21 protein-coding genes are annotated in these 19,090 nt (G+C 39.3%); 6 read left to right on the top strand and 15 right to left on the bottom strand.

The genetic code is table 11. The annotated features are described in order from the left end of the window. Positions 1-7 precede the first annotated feature (7 nt). Positions 8-1,384 (top strand): acetyl-CoA carboxylase biotin carboxylase subunit, encoded by a 1,377-nt coding sequence (gene accC / locus CFY84_RS02640; protein WP_088822646.1) that lies wholly within the window; start codon positions 8-10, stop codon positions 1,382-1,384. A 60-nt stretch (positions 1,385-1,444) separates the two neighbouring features. Here the strand turns inward: accC and CFY84_RS02635 are convergent, their stop codons facing one another. The 3 genes from CFY84_RS02635 to prmB all read right to left on the bottom strand — a co-directional run bounded on the left by CFY84_RS02635 (position 1,445) and on the right by prmB (position 3,904). Continuing rightward, on the bottom strand, positions 1,445-1,681 hold the full coding sequence (locus CFY84_RS02635; RefSeq protein ID WP_088823368.1) for a hypothetical protein: 237 nt from the start codon (positions 1,679-1,681) through the stop codon (positions 1,445-1,447). A 114-nt stretch (positions 1,682-1,795) separates the two neighbouring features. Next, positions 1,796-2,884, bottom strand: coding sequence for a chorismate synthase (gene aroC, locus CFY84_RS02630; RefSeq protein ID WP_088822645.1), 1,089 nt, complete (start codon positions 2,882-2,884; stop codon positions 1,796-1,798). Positions 2,885-2,896: 12 nt separating this feature from the next. Further along, a complete protein-coding gene (gene prmB, locus CFY84_RS02625) occupies positions 2,897-3,904 on the bottom strand; it encodes a 50S ribosomal protein L3 N(5)-glutamine methyltransferase (RefSeq protein ID WP_088822644.1) in 1,008 nt (335 codons plus the stop codon). A 247-nt stretch (positions 3,905-4,151) separates the two neighbouring features. Between prmB and CFY84_RS02620 the strand changes: the two genes are divergently transcribed. Then, the gene (locus CFY84_RS02620; RefSeq protein WP_088822643.1) at positions 4,152-4,586 is read left to right on the top strand and encodes an OsmC family protein; all 435 of its coding nucleotides are present in this window, start codon (positions 4,152-4,154) and stop codon (positions 4,584-4,586) included. 52 nt (positions 4,587-4,638) lie between these two features. Here CFY84_RS02620 and CFY84_RS02615 read toward each other — a convergent pair whose 3' ends face one another. Beyond that, complete coding sequence (locus CFY84_RS02615; protein WP_088822642.1) at positions 4,639-4,962, bottom strand: hypothetical protein; 324 nt, start codon at positions 4,960-4,962, stop codon at positions 4,639-4,641. Between the two features lie 145 nt (positions 4,963-5,107). On the opposite strand from CFY84_RS02615, the gene CFY84_RS02610 reads away from it, so the two are divergent. Next, positions 5,108-6,010 (top strand): LysR family transcriptional regulator, encoded by a 903-nt coding sequence (locus CFY84_RS02610; RefSeq protein ID WP_088822641.1) that lies wholly within the window; start codon positions 5,108-5,110, stop codon positions 6,008-6,010. Here CFY84_RS02610 and CFY84_RS02605 read toward each other — a convergent pair whose 3' ends face one another. After that, positions 6,011-7,261 (bottom strand): AGE family epimerase/isomerase, encoded by a 1,251-nt coding sequence (locus CFY84_RS02605; RefSeq protein WP_088822640.1) that lies wholly within the window; start codon positions 7,259-7,261, stop codon positions 6,011-6,013. 408 nt (positions 7,262-7,669) lie between these two features. On the opposite strand from CFY84_RS02605, the gene CFY84_RS02600 reads away from it, so the two are divergent. Then, positions 7,670-8,068, top strand: coding sequence for an RcnB family protein (locus tag CFY84_RS02600; protein WP_088822639.1), 399 nt, complete (start codon positions 7,670-7,672; stop codon positions 8,066-8,068). Between the two features lie 35 nt (positions 8,069-8,103). Here CFY84_RS02600 and zapE read toward each other — a convergent pair whose 3' ends face one another. The 10 genes from zapE to CFY84_RS02550 all read right to left on the bottom strand — a co-directional run bounded on the left by zapE (position 8,104) and on the right by CFY84_RS02550 (position 16,324). After that, positions 8,104-9,174 carry a cell division protein ZapE gene (gene zapE, locus CFY84_RS02595; RefSeq protein ID WP_088822638.1) on the bottom strand — a complete coding sequence of 357 codons (1,071 nt, stop codon included), beginning with the start codon at positions 9,172-9,174 and terminating at the stop codon, positions 8,104-8,106. A gap of 100 nt (positions 9,175-9,274) precedes the next feature. Beyond that, positions 9,275-9,958, bottom strand: coding sequence for an orotidine-5'-phosphate decarboxylase (gene pyrF, locus CFY84_RS02590; protein WP_088822637.1), 684 nt, complete (start codon positions 9,956-9,958; stop codon positions 9,275-9,277). Between the two features lie 31 nt (positions 9,959-9,989). Next, entirely contained in the window at positions 9,990-10,349 is a 360-nt protein-coding gene (locus CFY84_RS02585; protein WP_088822636.1) for a LapA family protein, read from the bottom strand. A gap of 35 nt (positions 10,350-10,384) precedes the next feature. Continuing rightward, positions 10,385-10,687, bottom strand: coding sequence for an integration host factor subunit beta (locus CFY84_RS02580; protein ID WP_088822635.1), 303 nt, complete (start codon positions 10,685-10,687; stop codon positions 10,385-10,387). Positions 10,688-10,847: 160 nt separating this feature from the next. Continuing rightward, positions 10,848-12,530 carry a 30S ribosomal protein S1 gene (gene rpsA / locus CFY84_RS02575; RefSeq protein ID WP_088822634.1) on the bottom strand — a complete coding sequence of 561 codons (1,683 nt, stop codon included), beginning with the start codon at positions 12,528-12,530 and terminating at the stop codon, positions 10,848-10,850. 108 nt (positions 12,531-12,638) lie between these two features. Next, positions 12,639-13,319, bottom strand: a complete 681-nt coding sequence (gene cmk, locus CFY84_RS02570) for a (d)CMP kinase (RefSeq protein ID WP_088822633.1) — start codon at positions 13,317-13,319, stop codon at positions 12,639-12,641. Positions 13,320-13,345: 26 nt separating this feature from the next. Continuing rightward, positions 13,346-13,825: a tRNA adenosine(34) deaminase TadA gene (gene tadA, locus CFY84_RS02565; RefSeq protein ID WP_228149613.1), complete on the bottom strand. Its 480-nt coding sequence runs from the start codon at positions 13,823-13,825 to the stop codon at positions 13,346-13,348. A 58-nt stretch (positions 13,826-13,883) separates the two neighbouring features. Further along, complete coding sequence (locus tag CFY84_RS02560; RefSeq protein WP_088822631.1) at positions 13,884-14,996, bottom strand: enoyl-CoA hydratase/isomerase family protein; 1,113 nt, start codon at positions 14,994-14,996, stop codon at positions 13,884-13,886. Continuing rightward, positions 14,993-15,706 (bottom strand): uracil-DNA glycosylase, encoded by a 714-nt coding sequence (gene ung / locus CFY84_RS02555; protein WP_088822630.1) that lies wholly within the window; start codon positions 15,704-15,706, stop codon positions 14,993-14,995. The genes CFY84_RS02560 and ung overlap by 4 nt, the downstream gene beginning before the upstream one ends. 21 nt (positions 15,707-15,727) lie before the next feature. Next, positions 15,728-16,324 (bottom strand): 6-pyruvoyl trahydropterin synthase family protein, encoded by a 597-nt coding sequence (locus tag CFY84_RS02550; RefSeq protein ID WP_088823367.1) that lies wholly within the window; start codon positions 16,322-16,324, stop codon positions 15,728-15,730. Between the two features lie 268 nt (positions 16,325-16,592). On the opposite strand from CFY84_RS02550, the gene CFY84_RS02545 reads away from it, so the two are divergent. Further along, a complete protein-coding gene (locus tag CFY84_RS02545; RefSeq protein WP_088822629.1) occupies positions 16,593-16,991 on the top strand; it encodes a DUF2946 family protein in 399 nt (132 codons plus the stop codon). 69 nt (positions 16,992-17,060) lie between these two features. Next, positions 17,061-19,061 carry a TonB-dependent copper receptor gene (locus tag CFY84_RS02540; RefSeq protein ID WP_088822628.1) on the top strand — a complete coding sequence of 667 codons (2,001 nt, stop codon included), beginning with the start codon at positions 17,061-17,063 and terminating at the stop codon, positions 19,059-19,061. The last annotated feature ends 29 nt before the right edge of the window (positions 19,062-19,090 follow it).

The raw sequence follows: 19,090 nt of genomic DNA, 5'->3' as shown, positions 1-19,090 counted from the left end.
GTTTCACATGTTGCAAAAAGTCCTGATTGCAAACCGTGGTGAAATTGCATTACGCATTACCCGCGCTTGTAAAACACTCGGAATTAAAACAGTTGGCGTTTACTCAGATGCAGATAAAGATTTAATGCATTTGCGTTTTGTTGATGAAGCTGTATGTATTGGTCCAGGTGCAACCAGCGAAAGTTATTTAAATATTCCTGCACTATTAACTGCTGCTGAAATTACAGGGGCAGATGCCATCCATCCAGGTTATGGCTTTTTATCAGAAAATGCAGAATTTGCAGAAATGGTCGAAAGCTCAGGGTATATTTTTATTGGCCCTCGTCCTGAACATATCCGTTTAATGGGTAACAAAGTATCTGCAATTACTGCAATGCGTAAAGCAGGTGTACCTACTGTTCCAGGTTCTCAGCATGCGGTCACGCCTGCCAATGCCAAAGAAGAAGCAGCTAAAATCGGTTTTCCACTGATTGTCAAAGCTGCATCAGGTGGTGGTGGTCGTGGTATGCGTATTGTTGAACGAATTGACACATTACTTGAGTCAGTTCAAGCAGCACAACGTGATGCAGAAATGTGGTTTGGTGATGATACTGTTTACATGGAGCGTTTTTTACAAACTCCACGTCATGTTGAAGTCCAAGTTTTAGCAGATGGTAATGGCCATGCTGTGCATTTATATGATCGTGATTGTTCACTGCAACGCCGTCACCAAAAAGTTTTAGAAGAAGCACCCGCACCGGGCTTACCTGTTCAAGCACGTGCAGATATTTTGGCATCTTGTGTTAAAGCATGTGAGCTGATGCAATATCGTGGCGCAGGTACTTTTGAATTTTTATTTGAAGATGGCGAGTTTTTCTTTATTGAGATGAATACTCGTGTTCAAGTTGAACACCCTGTCACAGAAATGGTCACAGGGATTGATATTATTGAGCAACAGTTACGTGTTGCTGCAGGCTTGGGTTTAAGCATCCAACAAGATGATATCAAAGTTCAAGGTCATGCAATCGAATGCCGTATTAATGCAGAAGACCCAACCACTTTTTTACCATCACCAGGTAAAATTGAGACCTTTTATGCGCCAGGTGGTGCAGGTATTCGTTTAGATTCTCACGTGTATCCAGGTTATAAAATTCCGCCATATTATGACTCTATGATTGCAAAATTAATTGCACATGGTAAAGATCGTAAAACATCGTTGGCTCGTATGCGTCAAGCATTAGATGAAATGATCTTAACGGGTGTAAAAACCAATATTCCATTACATAAAGACTTGATCTTAAAAGATGAAGCTTTTTGTGAAAGTGCAATGGATATTCACTATTTAGAAAATCATCTTCTCAAGCAGTTAACTGCTGAAGCACCTGATACTCAAAAAGCTGAATAATCTATTGAGGCATAAAAAAGAAGTAGGATATCTACTTCTTTTTTTATGCCTCATGGTTGGCTAATCTGCCAAAGCCACAAGTTTAACTTTAATGGTTTGCGTTTCTTCTGCATCCCCTGTCTTTTTTAAGCGATTAAGCTCTTTAGACAGCACTTGAAACGTCAGATTTTGATATTCAATCTGCTCTGGCAATTGATCAAAGTAATCTGAATTGGCATCAATTTCTTCTTCATGTAAAGGATGTCCTAATTGGTATTCTTTACTTTTTAGCACAATGTATTTAACAACAGTTTTCATACCTTCTCCTTTACGCTCAATCATCTGATCGATGACTTCTTCTTTCAACTTAACCTGTTTTTGAGCAATTTACACCAAAAAAAAGCTCCATTTAGGAACTTTTTTTTAAATGAATTAAGCAATTGGTTGAAACGGCGCCACCACATCAGCATTTTGAGCGCGATGACGTAAAAAGTGATCCATCAGTACAATAGCCACCATTGCTTCTGCAATAGGTGTTGCACGAACACCAACACAAGGGTCATGACGACCTTTGGTTAATACATCAGTATCTTCACCATTTAAATTAATGGTTTTTCCTGAAGTAGTAATACTTGCAGTTGGTTTTAAGGCAATTGCTGCACGAATGGTTTGTCCTGAGGAAATCCCACCTAACACACCACCTGCATGATTGGCTAAAAAGCCTTGGCTACTCAGCTCATCACGTGTCTCATGACCAAACTGCCCAGCCACAGCAAATCCATCACCAATTTCAACCCCTTTAACCGCATTAATGCTCATTAAAGCGTGTGCAAGATCTGCATCTAAACGGTCAAATACAGGTTCACCCCACCCCACAGGCACATTTTCAGCCAAAATTTCTAGTTTTGCACCACAGCTGGTACCACGCTCACGTAAAGATGTCACTAATGCTTCAAAACGCGGTACAGCCTCGACATCACCACAAAAAAATGGGTTATTTTCAACTTCAGCCCAATCTAAAGCAGAAGCCATTTCAGAACCTATTTGTGTCACATGGCCACGAACTACAATATTAAACTTTTCAGCCAAATATTTTTTAGCAATTGCCCCTGCTGCGACCCGCATTGCTGTTTCACGTGCACTTGAACGACCACCACCGCGATAATCGCGAAATCCATACTTATGTGTATAAGTATAATCGGCATGACCTGGACGGAAAGTTTGCGCAATATTGCCATAATCTTTTGATTTTTGATCTGTATTTTCAATCAAAAGACCAATCGATGTCCCTGTAGTACGCCCCTCAAAAACACCTGAAATAATTTTAGCTTGATCAGGTTCTTTACGCTGAGTTGCAAACTTGGATGTCCCAGGCTTTCTACGGTCTAAATCGACCTGTAAATCTTGCTCTGACAGCCATAAGCCTGGCGGTACGCCATCTACAATCGCCATCAACCCTAAACCATGTGACTCCCCACACGTGGTAACACGGAATAACTGACCAATTGAATTTCCTGCCATATCCTTTATCCCTTAAAATGCAGTAGATGCTTCAAAGATTGCTTTATATTCACGGCATTGTGCCGCCGTGAATGCGAACACACCTGACCCACCGCGATTAAATGTTATCCAATGAAAATCAATCGTATTGAAGTTTTGACGCATTGACCATTCTGAATTACCCACTTCAATCACAATTAAGCCATCTTGGGTGAGATAGTCAGCCGCTTGTGCCAACATCTTTTTCACTAAATCTAAGCCATCTTGACCTGCAGCCAAAGCAAGCTCAGGCTCATGTAAAAATTCATCAGGTAGGTCTGCCATATCTTCTGCATCAACATATGGTGGATTACTCACAATTAAGTCATATTGATGCTCAGCAGGAAGCTTGGCAAATAAATCTGACTCAAGTAAAGCCACTTGATATTGCATATTGTGATGTTCAACATTTAACGCTGCCACTTCTAACGCATCACGAGATAAGTCTGTTGCATCAACTTCTGCATCTGGAAAAGCATAAGCCAAAGCAATGGCAATACAACCTGACCCTGTACACATATCTAAAATACGTGCAGGTGCTGTACTGTGTGTACGAGCAGGTAACCCTTGTGCTAAAGGGATCGATGCATCTTCTGTTGGAAAATAAGGTGCAAACTTTTGTTCAATCAATTCTGCAATTGGTGAACGAGGAATTAATACACGCTCATCCACATAAAATGGCTTTTTACAAAAGTAAGCCAAATTTAATAAGTATGAGGTAGGTACACGCTCATTAATACGGCGCTCTAACAACTCAAGAAACGCAGCTTTTTCGCTTGGCAATAACTTGGCATCTAAAATATCAGCATTGGCTTCCCAATCTAATGCCAGTGTTTGCAATACCAATGCAGCACTCTCTGCAAAAAAATCATCCGTCCCCTGACCAAGATGCGCATCATATTGACGTAATGCAGTCACACCAAAACGAATATAATCTCGTATCGTGTCTAAATGCGTAGCAGCCTCAGTTAGGCTCTCTGGGCTTATCGTCAGTCGATCCACTCTATGCTCCAATTTGTTTTTATCGCAAAATTTGCCCACATTCTAACGTGTTTTAGCACAATTGCTAATGACTAATATACGTTTCTTGCAGTGATCGCGTACTAAATATGAAGTGATCCAAGACAATAAGATAAAAACAAGCTAAATATCTAAACATAGCGATAACATTAATTATTTTACATTCATGCTAGATTAAAAACTCATCTATACCTATTTCATCAATAACTAAAGCAAAGAGAGAATAACCATGGCAGATATTATAAAAAAAGGTTCAGCACATTGGGAAGGTACAATTAAAGAAGGTACAGGTCATATTTCAACAGAATCTGGGGCTTTAACAAACCAACCATACGGCTTTAATACTCGCTTTGAAGACAAAGTTGGAACAAACCCTGAAGAAATTCTAGGTGCAGCACATTCAGGCTGTTTTTCAATGGCGCTTACCTTAGGTTTGGGTAATGAAGGTTTTACTGCTGAATCAATTGATACTGTAGCTGCTGTCACTTTATCTAAAGATGAGAAAGGCTTTTTTGTAAGCAAGGTACATTTAGAGTCTCATGTTAAAGTTCAAGGCGGGATTGATGAGGCGAAATTCCAAGAAATCGCTGCAGCAACCAAAGCTGGTTGCCCTGTATCACGCTTATTTAATGCAGAAATTACACTCGATGCAAAACTGATTTAATTTTAAACATTTAAATCTAAAAACAGCAGTACACACGTGTACTGCTGTTTTTTTATCTCTGCTTAAAACCAATATAGCGGGAATAATCAAGTGCCCCTAAAGGCATTTGATATATCAACAATTCAGGCAGTTGAGTTGATTTTTTAATTTCATCCAACACATTCAATTCATGTTGATGAATATCATCAACAGAATGTGCAAGCGTAGCTTCAAAGCTATCTGCAACAAATTCAAAACCCAAATCAAGTGCAATAAATACAGTATGCTGGCATGGCTGTATATATTGCTCTTCACTCCAATTAATCACACATGATTGACAAATTGGGCATGTCACATGCGCGGTCGCGCTTTCAATCTGACGCATAGACAATGGCATACATTCCTCAATTTAATCGTATGTTTGGTCATGATAAATCCTTGCTGCATGCTAAACTTTTTCTACCCCCCTATCAAGTTGAAGTATTAGCCTTTACTCTATTCTTCAACATCAGCAATATATGGTTAAAGACAGGATTTCTTGCATGCTAAATGACTTAGACGACTTTTATTATTTTGCTGTAGTGGTTGAACATGGCGGCTTTAGTGCTGCTGAACGTGCCACAGATATACCAAAATCAAAACTGAGCCGCCGTGTTGATCAGCTTGAACAGCACCTTAAAGTACGTCTTATTCAGCGAGGATCTCGTCATTTTGCAGTCACTGACATCGGTATGAATGTCTATCAGCATGCTCAAATGATGACTGCAGCTGCGCAAGCGGCTTATGACACTGTTAACCACTTGACTGTAGAACCACGTGGTGTGGTGCGCGTTAGTGTGCCAATCTCGATTGCACAAAATGAATTAGCACATATTTTACCGCAATTTTTAAAAAAATATCCTGAAGTGCGCTTACAGCTGATTATTAGTAACCGCCGTGTTGATGTTATTTACGAAAATATTGATGTCGCTATTCGAGTACGTTCAAAAATTGATGATGACCCAAGCTTAATTATTCGAAAGTTTGAACGTGATGAAGAGTATTTTTTTGCGAGCCAAGCCTATTTAAACCAATACGGGCAAATCAACCATCCCAAAGATTTAAGTGAACACCGAGTACTGAGTATGGTCGATGACCATACCGAACAAGTGCTTACTGTGCAAAACTTGTCTTCAGATGCATTATTAAAGGTCAAAATAAACCCCACGGTCATGGGGTCTGATTTAATTCTACTACGCGAATTGGCATGCCAAGGTGGTGGTGTTGCGCTTTTACCCAATTCAATTACCAAAGAAGCATTGGCTTTGGGGCAATTGGTCCATGTTTTACCTGAGTGGACAGTACCGCATGGTATTTTGCATGCGGTCTATCCCTCTCGCCGTGGCATGTTGCCTGCGGTTCGTGTATTTATCAATTACTTGGTTGAGCAATTACAACCGAAGTAATTATTTAATTTTGGTCGGTTTTAATTGCTGAAGTAACACTTGATCTAAAAACATCGGCAATTTTAAGGTCATTAAAAATGCATGATATAAATCAGGCTTACCGTCCCAAACTAGATTAGAAATATTATTTTTCTTATCTAAGTCTTGGAACCAACTGCCGTGTCGCTCATCTACCAAGTGATGATGAATATAGCCAATGATTTTACGGTAATAAACCTCATACTTTTCATTGTCTAAGCGTTTCATTAATGCAGCTGCAGCCACAGCTGCTTCTGCATGTACCCAATGCAAACGCTCTTGCACCACAGGTTCACCTTTCCAATTATAGGTATAGATAATGCCTGTATGTGGATCATCTTTCCAACCATATTTCCAAGCTGTATCAAATAACTGCTTAGCATCTTCAATTAACCATCTAGGTACTTCAAGCTTGGCATCTTTGAGGCCTTGCTCAAGATTCAGTAGCAAATGGCACCATTCAAAGCCATGACCTGGAGTTACTCCATATGGTCTAAAATCATCAAGAATATTTTTTTCATTATAATCATAAAGTGGTTGCCAATTATCATCGAAATGCTCAACCACATTGTATTGATGATTTTTTGCTTGCTCATGAATAATACGCTTCACAATAGCCAATGAGCGTTCTAACCAAACATTATCTTGTGTGGTCACCGCCAATTGCATGAATAGCTCTAAAGCATGCATATTGCAGTTTGCACCACGATATACTTCAAGATCAGACCAATCTGGTGCATAGCTTTCTAATACACATTGCTGTTCTTCTGACCAAAAATAACGATTAAACAACGTTAAAGCTGTTTCAAATAAAGTGTCCGACCCTTTTATATTGGCTTGTCTTGCACAGTTTGCAGCAAGCAAAACAAAAACATGTAAATAAGATTTTTTGCGGTCATTCGGGCTTTCATCTGGTAAAGAGGACAACCATCCGCCATGTTCATGATCATACAGCTCATTATTTAAGCTTTTGACGCCCCACTCAGCCAATTCCACACTGCCAGCATAACCGCGAATCGCTGCAAGCGAATAGCAGTAAGTAAAACGGGCTGTATTTAATGTATTTGGACGCTGATGTAAAGGAAGACCAAAACGATCCAAATCAATAAATCCACCATATTGGCATTTTGCATCTTGATAAAAATCAAGCAAATTTAAGGTTTGTGTTCTTAACCAGTCAGTATGTGCTGTTTGGTTTAACCAACTGTGTCTTACTCTTGTCACAAGCTTCATAATTTGAATCCAAGGTTGTTCTTTGGAAGTGGATGGATCACGAAAATTTTATTTTTTTATAGTCGATTCAATATCATGAGATGATTGATTACCAGACTATCATTATTGTTATATCGCGATTTTCACTGATTCTTTCTATTTAATGAGTGAAAAAGGCGGTTTTTTGTTAAAAAAAATTACAAACCATACGATTTTGAATTTTATGCAACTGATTTTACGCATGATTGTATACTAAGCATCCATATACATTGTTTTTCAGTCTTATAAAAATTTTATTTAAAACAGTACCTTAAGAAGAATATATAATATAAAACCTGAATAATTTTACACAAAACACGGATTCCTCCATTATTTTTCAAAAAACCTTTGCTAACTTGTAACCAATTAATTCATTTCTGAGATAATTGTATGAACAAGAAAATTTTAACTGTCGCTTTGATTGGGTCAACATTCTTCACAAGCATTACAGCATTTGCAGGACCTGGTGATCAACGCGGTGATGGTGATCGTCATGAGTATCATCAACAAGGTCGACCAGACCAAGGACGTCCTGATCCACGCCGTTCAGGACCTGATCGTGATCACAACCAGCACAATGCGCGAGATAATCGCTCACATCAAGATTGGAAAAGAGGCCAACGCGTGCCAGACCAATATAAAAACTCTCGTTATTATGTAAATGACTGGAAAAGCCGTTCATTACCAACACCACCACGTGGACACCGCTGGATTAATGTGAATGGCGATTATATTTTAGTCGCAATCACCACCGGGATTATCAGTTCAATTCTAATGAACCATCGTTAATCGACCAGCACGTCTATAAAATGTCTAGACGTGCTTTAACCATTTAAATATTCATCTGACTGCATTTCTAATAACCGTGAACGTGTACGTTCAATTTCAAAAGCAAGTTTTTTGCCTTGATACAACGTTAAAATAGGTGCAGCAGATGTAATGATTAATGTAATTCGACGATCATAAAACTCATCAACCAAATAAATAAAGCGCCTTACTCCATCACTGATTTGATCAGTTAACACAGGAATATCGCTGACCAAAACTGTCTGATATTTATTCGCAATCGCAATAAAATCCGCAGGGCTTCGTGGCTTTAAACATAGCTCTGAAAAAGTACACCATAAAACATCTTCTGTATGGCCTAAGGTGGCCACTTGACGGCGATTAATTTCAATCGCATCAAATGCGACAGTTTGATGATGTGCTAAAGCAGTAAAGTAGGTTTTCATCCACTCTGTATTCACATCATTTAAAGGCGTTTGATAACGCTCTGCTTGTTTCAAAGTTCTTAAACGATAGTCCACACCTGCATCAACATTTAAAATATGGCAATGCTCGGTCAATAACGCAATTGTTGGTAAAAAGCGATCTCGATGCAGACCATCTTTGTATAAACCCTCAGGTGCAATATTGGATGTTGCGACCAAAGTAATCCCTCGGCTAAACAGCTTTTGAAATAAATCGCTTAAAATCATTGCATCAGTTACATTCGAAACAAAAAACTCGTCAAAACAAATGACTATCGCTTGTTTATCAATTTGATCTGCAACCAAATCTAAAGGATTTTGCTGACCTGCCCGTAAATTTAACTCTTTATGCACAAACTGCATAAAATGGTGAAAATGCATGCGCATTTTTCGTTCAAGAGGCAGCGCATCAAAAAATTGATCCATTAACCAAGTTTTACCACGCCCAACACCACCCCACATATACACCCCTTTGGGTGATATTTTTTTCTTGAATATTGAAAAAAAACCTTTGCTCGACTGTGCTTTTTCAATCAGTTCATGCCATAAACGATCCAATTCGGCCACAGCATGCGCTTGTGCATCATCTGCAATTAAAGCACCTGATTCAATTTTAGCGGTATATTGTGCAAGTGGTGATGTCATGCTGGTTCAACCTGTCATAATTTCACATGAATAAATGAAAAAAAATGACATAAGCCGTTTGTACTTATGCCATTTTTAATATTGTATTGAACCTTTTGCACTATGGCAAAGTGTTTAATATGTCTTGCAATACGAGACGTGGATGGGGTGATTTAGTAATTGGACGACCAATTACTAAATGCGTTGAACCGTCTAGCATCGCTTGCTCAGGGGTCACAATACGCTTTTGGTCATCTTGATCACTCCCAACAGGGCGAATACCTGGAGTAACCAATACAAAATCATCACCAAGCTCTTGTCTTAAAAATTTTGATTCTTGTGCAGAACACACAATGCCGTCTAGACCTGAATCTTTGGTCAGCTTTGCTAAACGACGTACATGGTCTACAGGATTAACATCTAGACCAATTTCTTTAAGATCTTCTTGTTCCATTGATGTCAGTACAGTGACCGCGATCAATTGTGTTTGATAATTTCCCTGTTGTAAACGTGATGCACAGGTCTCCATCATTTTTCGACCACCTGACGCATGCACATTGACCATCCAAACACCAAGGTCTGCAGCAGCACAAACAGCTTGCGCTGTTGTATTTGGAATATCATGAAACTTCAAGTCTAAAAAGACATCAAAGCCTCTTTGATGAAATGCCCGTACAACATCAGGTCCAGCATGAGTAAACAACTCTTTTCCAACTTTTAAACGGCAAAAGTTTGGATCAAGCTGATCAACAATTGTTAAAGCATCTTTTTGGCTTTTTGCATCTAAAGCAACAATAATACTCAAGTTTGTGTCCCGACCTTAAAAATAAAGCCCATTATAATGGGCTTTTATCATTTGCGTGAATATCTAAAACAGTTTTTTCATGTCTAGCGTTCGCTGCAGCTTCTCTTGCTGCCTGCTGAGCAGACTCAACTTGCTCTTTTCTCAAACGATCAATTTCTTTATTTAAACGTTTAATTTCCCAATGGCTTTGGAACACTTTAAAGGCTTGAACACCAATTAAAAGACCTAAAATAACACCTAATGCCAATGTGATTAAGATTAATAGACCAACGCGCATTTCAGGCACATGGGTAAACCATAAATCAACTGTGACTGGCGTACTATTTAAAAGAACGAGTGCTAAAGAGTAAATAAACACCAAAACCAATAAAATTATTAATATGAACCGCATAGTGTCACCATATAATATTATTTTTAGAATTTAACTTAGTTTCCAATCTCATTCACAGTGTCACGTAATGCTTTACCTGGTTTAAAGTGCGGCACTGATTTTGCTGCCACTTGAACCGCTTTACCTGTTTTCGGGTTACGACCAACACGTGGCTCTCTGTGATGCAACGCAAAACTACCAAAACCACGAATCTCAATACGATCATCGTTAGATAAGGTTTCAATCATTTGGTCAATCATAATTTTAACAGCTTCTTCTACGAGAGGCTCAGCCAAATGTGGGTTTTTTAAAGCAATACGTTGAATTAAATCCGATTTATTTAGTGCTTCTTTAGTCATCTTCGACCTCATTGATTTCTAGCGACTTTTATTGGTCTTCCCATATTATCTTGTTTAAATACAAAACGGTAGTGAAGTATGCGAATACTACACTACCGTTTACAGTAATTAAATATAAAGTATCAATTAGTTACACGAACTAATTAAAACTTTCACTTAATTATTTCATTTGCGCTTTGATCAAGTCACCGATCGTCTTAGGACCGTTGTCTTGAGCTGCAGCAGGCGCAGCTTGCTGACGTAAGTTAGCAACTGCTTCACGCTCTTCAGCTTCGTCTTTCGCTTTGATCGACAAGTTGATTGTACGTGATTTACGATCTACATTGATGATTTTAGATTCAACTTCTTGACCTACTTCTAGGAATTTAGTTGCATCTTCAACGCGATCACGGTTGATTTCAGATGCTTTTAACTGCGCTTCAACTTCATCAGCCAATTTAACAGTTGCACCTTTTGCATCAACAGCAGTTACAGTACCTTTCACTAAAGCACCGCGTTCGTTTGTTGTTAAGAAATCATTAAACGGATCACTGTTTAGTTGCTTGATACCTAAGCTGATACGGTTACCTTCAGCATCAACAGATAGAATAACCGCTTCTACTGTATCGCCTTTTTTGTAACGACGGATCGCTTCTTCGCCTTGCTCATTCCAAGAAATATCAGATAAATGAACTAGACCATCAATACCACCTGGTAAACCAATGAAGATACCAAAGTCTGTGATTGATTTAATCGTACCAGATACTTTTTCGCCTTTGTCATGTTCTTTAGAGAACTCTTCCCATGGGTTCGCACGAGTTTGCTTAATACCAAGAGAAATACGACGACGCTCTTCATCAACTTCAAGTACCATCACATCAACTTCGTCGCCAATTTGAACGACTTTAGATGGGTGGATATTTTTGTTGGTGTGATCCATTTCTGAAACGTGAACAAGACCTTCAACGCCTTCAGCAATTTCTGCGAAACAGCCATAGTCAGTTAAGTTTGTTACGCGTGCTTTAACAATTGAACCTTTAGGGTAACGGTTCATGATTGCTAACCAAGGATCTTCACCAAGTTGTTTAAGACCTAGTGATACACGGTTACGGTCACGGTCAAATTTTAATACTTTAACTGTAACTTCTTGACCAACTTCAACCACTTCAGATGGATGCTTAATACGCTTCCAAGCCATATCTGTGATGTGAAGAAGACCATCAATACCGCCTAGATCAACGAATGCGCCGTAGTCAGTTAAGTTCTTAATTGTACCTGTAACTGTTTGACCTTCTTCAAGCTGAGCAAGTAATGCTTCACGATCAGCTGAAGATTCAGCTTCCATGACAGCACGACGAGATACAACAACGTTATTACGTTTTGCATCAAGCTTGATCACTTTGAATTCTAACTCTTTACCTTCAAGGTGAGTTGTATCACGAATAGGACGTGTATCAACTAAAGAACCTGGTAAGAATGCGCGAACTGGACCGATGTCAACTGTGAAACCACCTTTGACTTTACCAGAAATAATACCAGTAACGATTTCGCCATCTTCAAAGATTTTTTCAAGTTTAGTCCAAGTTTCTGCACGTTTCGCTTTTTCACGAGAAAGAACAGTTTGGCCCATGCCGTTGTCAAGTGCTTCAACAACAACATCTACATTGTCGCCAACTTGAACTTCTAGTTCACGTTGGTCGTTTAAAAATTCTGCACGGTCAACAATACCTTCTGATTTAAGGCCAGTGTCAACAGTAACCCAGTCAGCATCGATGTTAACAACAACACCTTGGATGACTGCACCCTTTTCAACGTTTAGATTTAATTCACTTGCTTCAAAGAGGGCTGCAAAAGATTCGGTCATGATATACCTGATAAGTCTGCGGTCTTGGATCAGTCAAGGCCGGTTTAGTCGTATTTACGTGCTATCTACTACAACTGATCGAGCAGCACGTAAATAAAAAAAATAAAGTTAAGCCAACTTGCTATCGATAAAACGTAGCATTTCTGCAAACACATCATCAATAGAAAGATTTGAGCTATCAATGATATATGCATCTTCTGCAGGTCGAAGTGGCGCGACTTCTCGCTCCATATCTCGTTTATCGCGAGCTTTGATGTTCGCTAAAATGGCGTCTATACTATCATTTACGCCTATCGCCTGCAACTGCTTATAACGTCGAGCTGCTCGAGACTCAGCAGATGCTGTAAGATAGAGTTTGGCTTGTGCTTGCGGAAAGACCACTGTGCCCATATCACGGCCATCTGCAACTAAACCGCCCCCTTGGGCAAAATTTTGTTGTCGTACAAGTAATGCTTCTCGCAATTCAGGCACAACAGCAACTTGTGAAGCATAGCTACCTACTTCTTCAGTTCGAATCACATCGGTTACATTATCACCATCTAAAAACACCTGCATACCAGCAACATGTGGTTTGAACTCGATGTTAAGCTGTAATGCAATTTCACGACACTGTGCTTTTTGATCGGCCAAATGCATTAATAAATTTTGACGTGCTAAAGACAATCCCAATAAACGGTAAATTGCCCCTGAATCAAGTAGGTTATATTGATAATGTGCCGCAAGTTTACTGGCTAACGTCCCCTTACCTGAGCCACTTGGCCCATCAATGGTGATTATTGCTGTGTTCATAGTTATCCTACTGTGATTTACTTAGGCTATTTTGAATTATGAGATAAATGGGATAATCTCTTTTGCTCACGTCTTTGCTTAAAAAAATGGCTAAGCTGCGCTGCACATTCTGTTTGCATACAACCACCTTGAAACTGAAATATATGATTATAATAGCCTGTATTTAGTAGCTGTCTTGCACTGACTAAAGAGCCTGCCTTTGGCTCAGGCGTTGCAAAAACCACACGATGAATACGTGCATGGATTAAAGCACCCACACACATCGTACATGGTTCTAAGGTCACATATAACGTGGCATCTTTAGGCAAACGATAGTTATGAATTGCTTGACAAGCTGACTGAATAGCAAGAATTTCAGCATGTGCTGTTGGATCATTGCGTGCAATTAAACAATTACGACCACGGCCAATGATTTGCTGCTCACTTACAATCACGGCGCCAACAGGTACTTCTTGATCTAGTGCAGCCAGTGCTGCTTGTTCATAAGCATGCTGCATCCATTTCATATCACTTTCAGTAAATTCATGATGAGCATGAAAGGCTGTATTGTGTAAAGGTTCAAATTCAGATGATGTCATAGCGTTTTAATACATCATTCCAGCTTTCAACTGTCGTGATCGGTGCTTGATCTTTAAAAATATCAGCCAAGACCAAACTTGTAACAGGTTGCCATTTTGGAGCAAGATCTTTATCGACCAAACGTGCCCGCACCCCTTCAGCAAAATCAGGATGGTTAATTTTCCACGCTGAGATTTGCGACTCTAAATGATACACTTCTGTCCAACTGTGACCGCCTTTACCCCACTGCCAAAGCAACCATGTTAATGCAGCGGTAATCACTGAACCTTTTTGCAAATTTTCACTGGCTTGTCGTAGCCAGTCACTGCGTGCTTCATCAAGCTCTACAATCGCCTGATAATCTTTCTCGAAACTGACCCCTTTACACACAGTATGAATGGTGTCTAACGAGTTTTGTAAGGGGCCAACAGCCACTGGGCGATGCATACTATTGAGTACATCATCAAGGGCACGAAACTTTCCGGCAGGATAATCCGCCCATTTAATCTGTATGAGCTTATCTAAGACATCATCTCGTTTCTTTTCACAAATATGGGTTGCCCAACCAATGGCATACGCACCAGCAGAAGTCATGATTGATCCAGTTAAGCCTGTAAATAGACCAACAGAACCACGGTCTGCCAAGAATCGACTTGCACCAACATCTGGATATAACCCAATATTAATTTCTGGCATTGCTAAACGCGAACTTGGTGTAACCAAACGAAATGGTGCAGCCATAAAGAGGCCTAACCCGCCTCCCATAATGTAACCTTCACCCCAAATTACAACAGGCTTTGCATAATTGTGTAAGAGTAAGTCAAGTCGATATTCATTTTTAAAAAATGCTTCTGCACTTGATTGCTCACCATCAACGATCAATTGGCGCAGTTTTCTTACATCTCCGCCAGCACAAAAGGCTTTTGCTGTGGTTGAATCTAACCATACAGCTTGCACTGTGTCATCTTGAGCAATATCTTCAAATACAGCTATTAAGGCCAATACCAATGCGTTGTCTAGGGCATGGAGCGACTTTGGTCGGTTTAGTCGAACAACTGTCCAACCGTTTTCTTTTACTTCGATGATAATATCATTATGGTAATTATTTTTTTCACTCATGTGTCTAACTGCCAATTAATTGGTGCAATACCATTATTTTGTAAATATAAATTTGTTTTAGAAAAAACTTTACAGCCAAAGAAACCGCCACGATTGGCAGCCAATGGAGATGGATGCGCAGCTGTTAAGACTAAATGTTTATCACGATCAACCCACTGACCTTTACGCTGTGCATAAGCTCCCCATAAAATAAAAACAATATGCTCACGCTGTTCACTTAGAACATCAATCATATGGTCTGTAAAGGCTTCCCATCCCTGTTTTTGATGTGAGGTTGGCTGTCCTGCTTCCACAGTCAATACACTATTAAGTAATAACACACCTTGTTGTGCCCAAGAGGTTAGATCACCATGCTTCGCAGGCACAATGCCTAGATCTGTCTGTAGCTCATGAAAAATATTACGTAAAGATGGCGGAATAGCAACTCCTTTTTGTACAGAGAAACTTAGTCCATGGGCTTGGTTTAAACCATGATATGGGTCTTGCCCAATAATCACCACTTTAACTTGAGAGAATGGTGTTAAGTTCAGCGCATTAAAAATTAAATGGCTTGGTGGATAGATTACTTTTTGTGCTTGTTTTTCTGCGACCAAGAAGTCCTTTAACTGATCCATTTGGCTGCTTAATAGAAATTCTTGCAAAGGTAACTTCCAAGATTCTTCTAGTTGTACTTTGTTCAGTTTAAGCTGTTGCTGTTCTGTGAGTCGCATAAAAAACCATGTATTAAAAATTTAAAGCTGAACTTGCAATTCAACTGTTGGGTTATTAAAAGTATGACCTTGTTTTAATTTTTGATAAGTCTCAGGGTCAGTCCATTCACTTTGGATTTGTTCTGAAAATAGAATATCTTCTAAGTTTAAACGCCCCATTTGTACATTATCAATATCCTCTGCAAAGCTTTGGGCATAGCCTGTATCTGTTTCATGCACAATAACAGAATACACTTCGACATCACCCTCGCCATTTTGAGTTTGGGTAGCTTTTAAAACTTGTTGTGCAAGAAAAAAGAAAATACGAGAAAATTGTTCTGCCGATGGAGAAACAGGCAAACTCACCCAACGTGCGCTGAATTGCTGACATGCTTGAATATATTGCGGATCATCTTTGTTCCAAAAACAGATTGCATGATCAAAACTATCAAATAAGTCCTTAATCACCCCTTTGAGCAATCCAAAATCATACACCATTTGACCATGATCAAGCTTATTTGCTTTGAGCAAAAGCTCAAGCTTATAGCTGTGTCCGTGAATCGATCTTTTGCAACGGTCTGATGTACAGTTTCGTACGATATGGGCATTTTCAAATTTAAATAATTTTCGAATTAACATAAGATCAAAGCGGTCATTTAAAGGTAACCAAGTATTATATGCTAAAAAATGACAGTTTGGTGCGAAATCTAGCAAGATCTTTGCAACATCATTTTAGTAATAACCCCTCAAGATTGCAGCAAAATCATCTCTATTTCGCGATATATCGCAATACTTTAAATCAATAATGTTTGGCTTTGATCATTTAATAAAAATAATAATAGTGAAATAAAAATGTAATATATGAAAATTTATTCTATAATTCAGCAAACTAAATTGAGCAAACTACATTGTGTTGAAGTCAGGTATAGCGCTATCCCTTAGTGCTATTATTTTACAAATTGCAGTATTTTTACAGCCTTTTTTGCCCAAGCAATATCAGGTTGCAGCAGTTTGTGAAACCATTTCTTCTGCACTGATCTCACCAGATCATCAGCATCATGGGATGCATCATCATGCATCTACCTTGCCTGCGCCATCTCAGCATCATGATGCATCACATCAATGTCCATTTTGTACAGTATATAACCACCTGATCCCATTTTTAGATTTAGGTGTTAAATCTGTATTTATTCGTTTAACGCTTAAATTATTGGCTGTGTCGACAGCATTTAAGCTACGACTTGATGTGATAGAAAAACTGTTTGTTCTCCCTCAAAGTCGTGCGCCACCTATTTTTTCTCTGTAAATCAAATTTTAGCAATTTAATTTGGGTTGTATGACCTAAAGACCTTGTTTAACTTTTTTTGAGAGAATTATGATGCATTTTACTTATACACGTCATCATTTAAGTGTCGCAATTGCATTGGTACTTTATACCAACGCAAGCCATGCTGAACAACATACCGTCAATACCGTATCCCTTGCACCTATTGTAGTTACAGCAAACCATGGTCATCAAGCCAATGGTTTAATTGTTACAGCAGATCCCAAACAACCCATTCAGCCTATTCCTGCGGTCGATGGTGCATCATATTTACAAAGCATTGTTGGCTTTAATGCCGTTAAAAGCTCAGGTACTGTAAATAGTGACATTACTTTTCGAGGGATGTTTGGATCTAGAATTAAAGTACTCAATAACAACAGTGAAAACTTAGGTGCATGTGGCGGGCGTATGGACGCACCAACCTCTTATATTTCACCTGAAAGTTTTGACCAAATTACTGTGATTAAAGGTCCACAGACCGTGCGTTTTTCACAACCAGGCTCTGCTGCAACCGTCTTGTATGATCGTGGCCCTGTCCGTTTTAAAGCAGGACAATTTTATCAAGGACAAGCAAGTGTGGTTGCAGGCTCATATGGACGACTTGACCAAAACATAGATACTGCTATTGGTGATGAAAATAAATATATCCGTTTAATGGGCAATCGTTCGACATCCAATGATTACAAAGATGGTCATGGTCAACGAGTGCATTCTTCATGGGAAAAATGGAATGCAGATGTTGCACTTGGCTTTACTCCGAGCGACAACACATGGATTGAAGCCACTGCGGGTAAATCAGATGGTCAAGTTGCTTATGCTGGACGTGGCATGGATGGAACACGTTTTGAGCGAGAAAGCTTGGGGCTTCGAGTCCAACAAAAAGAGCTGACAACATGGCTTAAGAAAATTGACTTACAAGTTAATTATAATTTGAATGACCACGTGATGGACAATTATCGTTTACGCCCAGTTAAAAGCATGCCTATGGTGTCGAATGTTGCACGTAAAACAATCACAGCTCGGGCAGAAGCTACCTTAGAATGGGGTGCGCTCAGCATTTTAACAGGTATAGATCACCAATATAGTAGCCACTCTATGCGTCGAGGATTAAATTACCCATCCTTGCCAAGACAAACAGACATGCGATTTGATAGTTATGGTATTTTCGCTGAAGGAACATATGCTTTAAGTGATCGACAGCATATTGTCACAGGTCTTCGTGCTGATATCACACATGTACAAGATGAGCGTGACAAAACAAAGTTATTTAATCAGTCGCGCCGTTCTGTGTTACCGAGTGGTTTTCTGCGTTTAGAAAGTGACTATCCTGAATATCATTTAAATACATATATCGGGCTTGGTCATGTACAAAGATTGCCAGACTATTGGGAATTATTTTCTCCAGTCAGTATAGATGGTTCAAGCAATGTGTTTAACGGCGTTAAACCTGAAAAAACAACCCAATTTGACTTAGGCTATCAATACCAAAATGCAGCCTTAACTCATTGGGCATCTGCCTATGTGGGTCATGTCTCTGATTTTATTTTAATGCAGTATGGTCAAGGGACTCATGTCACCAATGTAAATGCTCATATAGCAGGTGGTGAATTTGGCCTAGGCTATCAGTTTACAGATCATATTGATGCAGACTTGAGTGCCATGTATGCATGGGGGAAAAATACAACCCAGCGCCGTGATTTACCCCAAATTGCACCATTTGAAACACGGATGAATTTACGCTATCGCACTGAAAAATACAGTATTGGGGCTTTATGGCGTTTGGTTGCAGCACAAAATCGTTATGCTGAAAAACAAGGCAATATTGTAGGCTATGATTTAGGACCAAGTGCAGGCTTTGGTACCTTATCACTCAATGCAACCTATATCCTTGCACCAACAACCCAATTGGCTATTGGTATTGATAATGTATTTGATCGCTACTATACCGAACATCTAAATAAATTAGGGAATCCGAATGCAGGAATGATCGGGACAGAGCAAATTTATAATATAGGTCGAAATTATTGGGCAAGAATTCAATTTAAATTTTAAGCGTTTAAACCAAGACATCAAATAGATGT

The organism is Acinetobacter apis (assembly GCF_900197575.1).
Taxonomy (GTDB): Bacteria; Pseudomonadota; Gammaproteobacteria; order Pseudomonadales; family Moraxellaceae; genus Acinetobacter; species Acinetobacter apis.
Note: the sequence above shows the minus strand (reverse complement) of the source record. Positions and strands in the feature narration are given on the sequence as shown.

Coding starts and splice junctions, on each gene's coding strand:
- CFY84_RS02550 (WP_088823367.1), bottom strand. CDS start 16,324: ATGTTAATTCGAAAATTATTTAAATTTGAAAATGCCCATATCGTACGA.
- accC (WP_088822646.1), top strand. CDS start 8: ATGTTGCAAAAAGTCCTGATTGCAAACCGTGGTGAAATTGCATTACGC.
- cmk (WP_088822633.1), bottom strand. CDS start 13,319: ATGAACACAGCAATAATCACCATTGATGGGCCAAGTGGCTCAGGTAAG.
- rpsA (WP_088822634.1), bottom strand. CDS start 12,530: ATGACCGAATCTTTTGCAGCCCTCTTTGAAGCAAGTGAATTAAATCTA.
- CFY84_RS02615 (WP_088822642.1), bottom strand. CDS start 4,962: ATGCCATTGTCTATGCGTCAGATTGAAAGCGCGACCGCGCATGTGACA.
- CFY84_RS02620 (WP_088822643.1), top strand. CDS start 4,152: ATGGCAGATATTATAAAAAAAGGTTCAGCACATTGGGAAGGTACAATT.
- CFY84_RS02600 (WP_088822639.1), top strand. CDS start 7,670: ATGAACAAGAAAATTTTAACTGTCGCTTTGATTGGGTCAACATTCTTC.
- CFY84_RS02560 (WP_088822631.1), bottom strand. CDS start 14,996: ATGAGTGAAAAAAATAATTACCATAATGATATTATCATCGAAGTAAAA.
- ung (WP_088822630.1), bottom strand. CDS start 15,706: ATGCGACTCACAGAACAGCAACAGCTTAAACTGAACAAAGTACAACTA.
- zapE (WP_088822638.1), bottom strand. CDS start 9,174: ATGACATCACCACTTGCACAATATACCGCTAAAATTGAATCAGGTGCT.
- aroC (WP_088822645.1), bottom strand. CDS start 2,884: ATGGCAGGAAATTCAATTGGTCAGTTATTCCGTGTTACCACGTGTGGG.
- CFY84_RS02635 (WP_088823368.1), bottom strand. CDS start 1,681: ATGAAAACTGTTGTTAAATACATTGTGCTAAAAAGTAAAGAATACCAA.
- tadA (WP_228149613.1), bottom strand. CDS start 13,825: ATGAAATGGATGCAGCATGCTTATGAACAAGCAGCACTGGCTGCACTA.
- CFY84_RS02605 (WP_088822640.1), bottom strand. CDS start 7,261: ATGAAGCTTGTGACAAGAGTAAGACACAGTTGGTTAAACCAAACAGCA.
- CFY84_RS02610 (WP_088822641.1), top strand. CDS start 5,108: ATGCTAAATGACTTAGACGACTTTTATTATTTTGCTGTAGTGGTTGAA.
- CFY84_RS02540 (WP_088822628.1), top strand. CDS start 17,061: ATGATGCATTTTACTTATACACGTCATCATTTAAGTGTCGCAATTGCA.
- CFY84_RS02580 (WP_088822635.1), bottom strand. CDS start 10,687: ATGACTAAAGAAGCACTAAATAAATCGGATTTAATTCAACGTATTGCT.
- CFY84_RS02585 (WP_088822636.1), bottom strand. CDS start 10,349: ATGCGGTTCATATTAATAATTTTATTGGTTTTGGTGTTTATTTACTCT.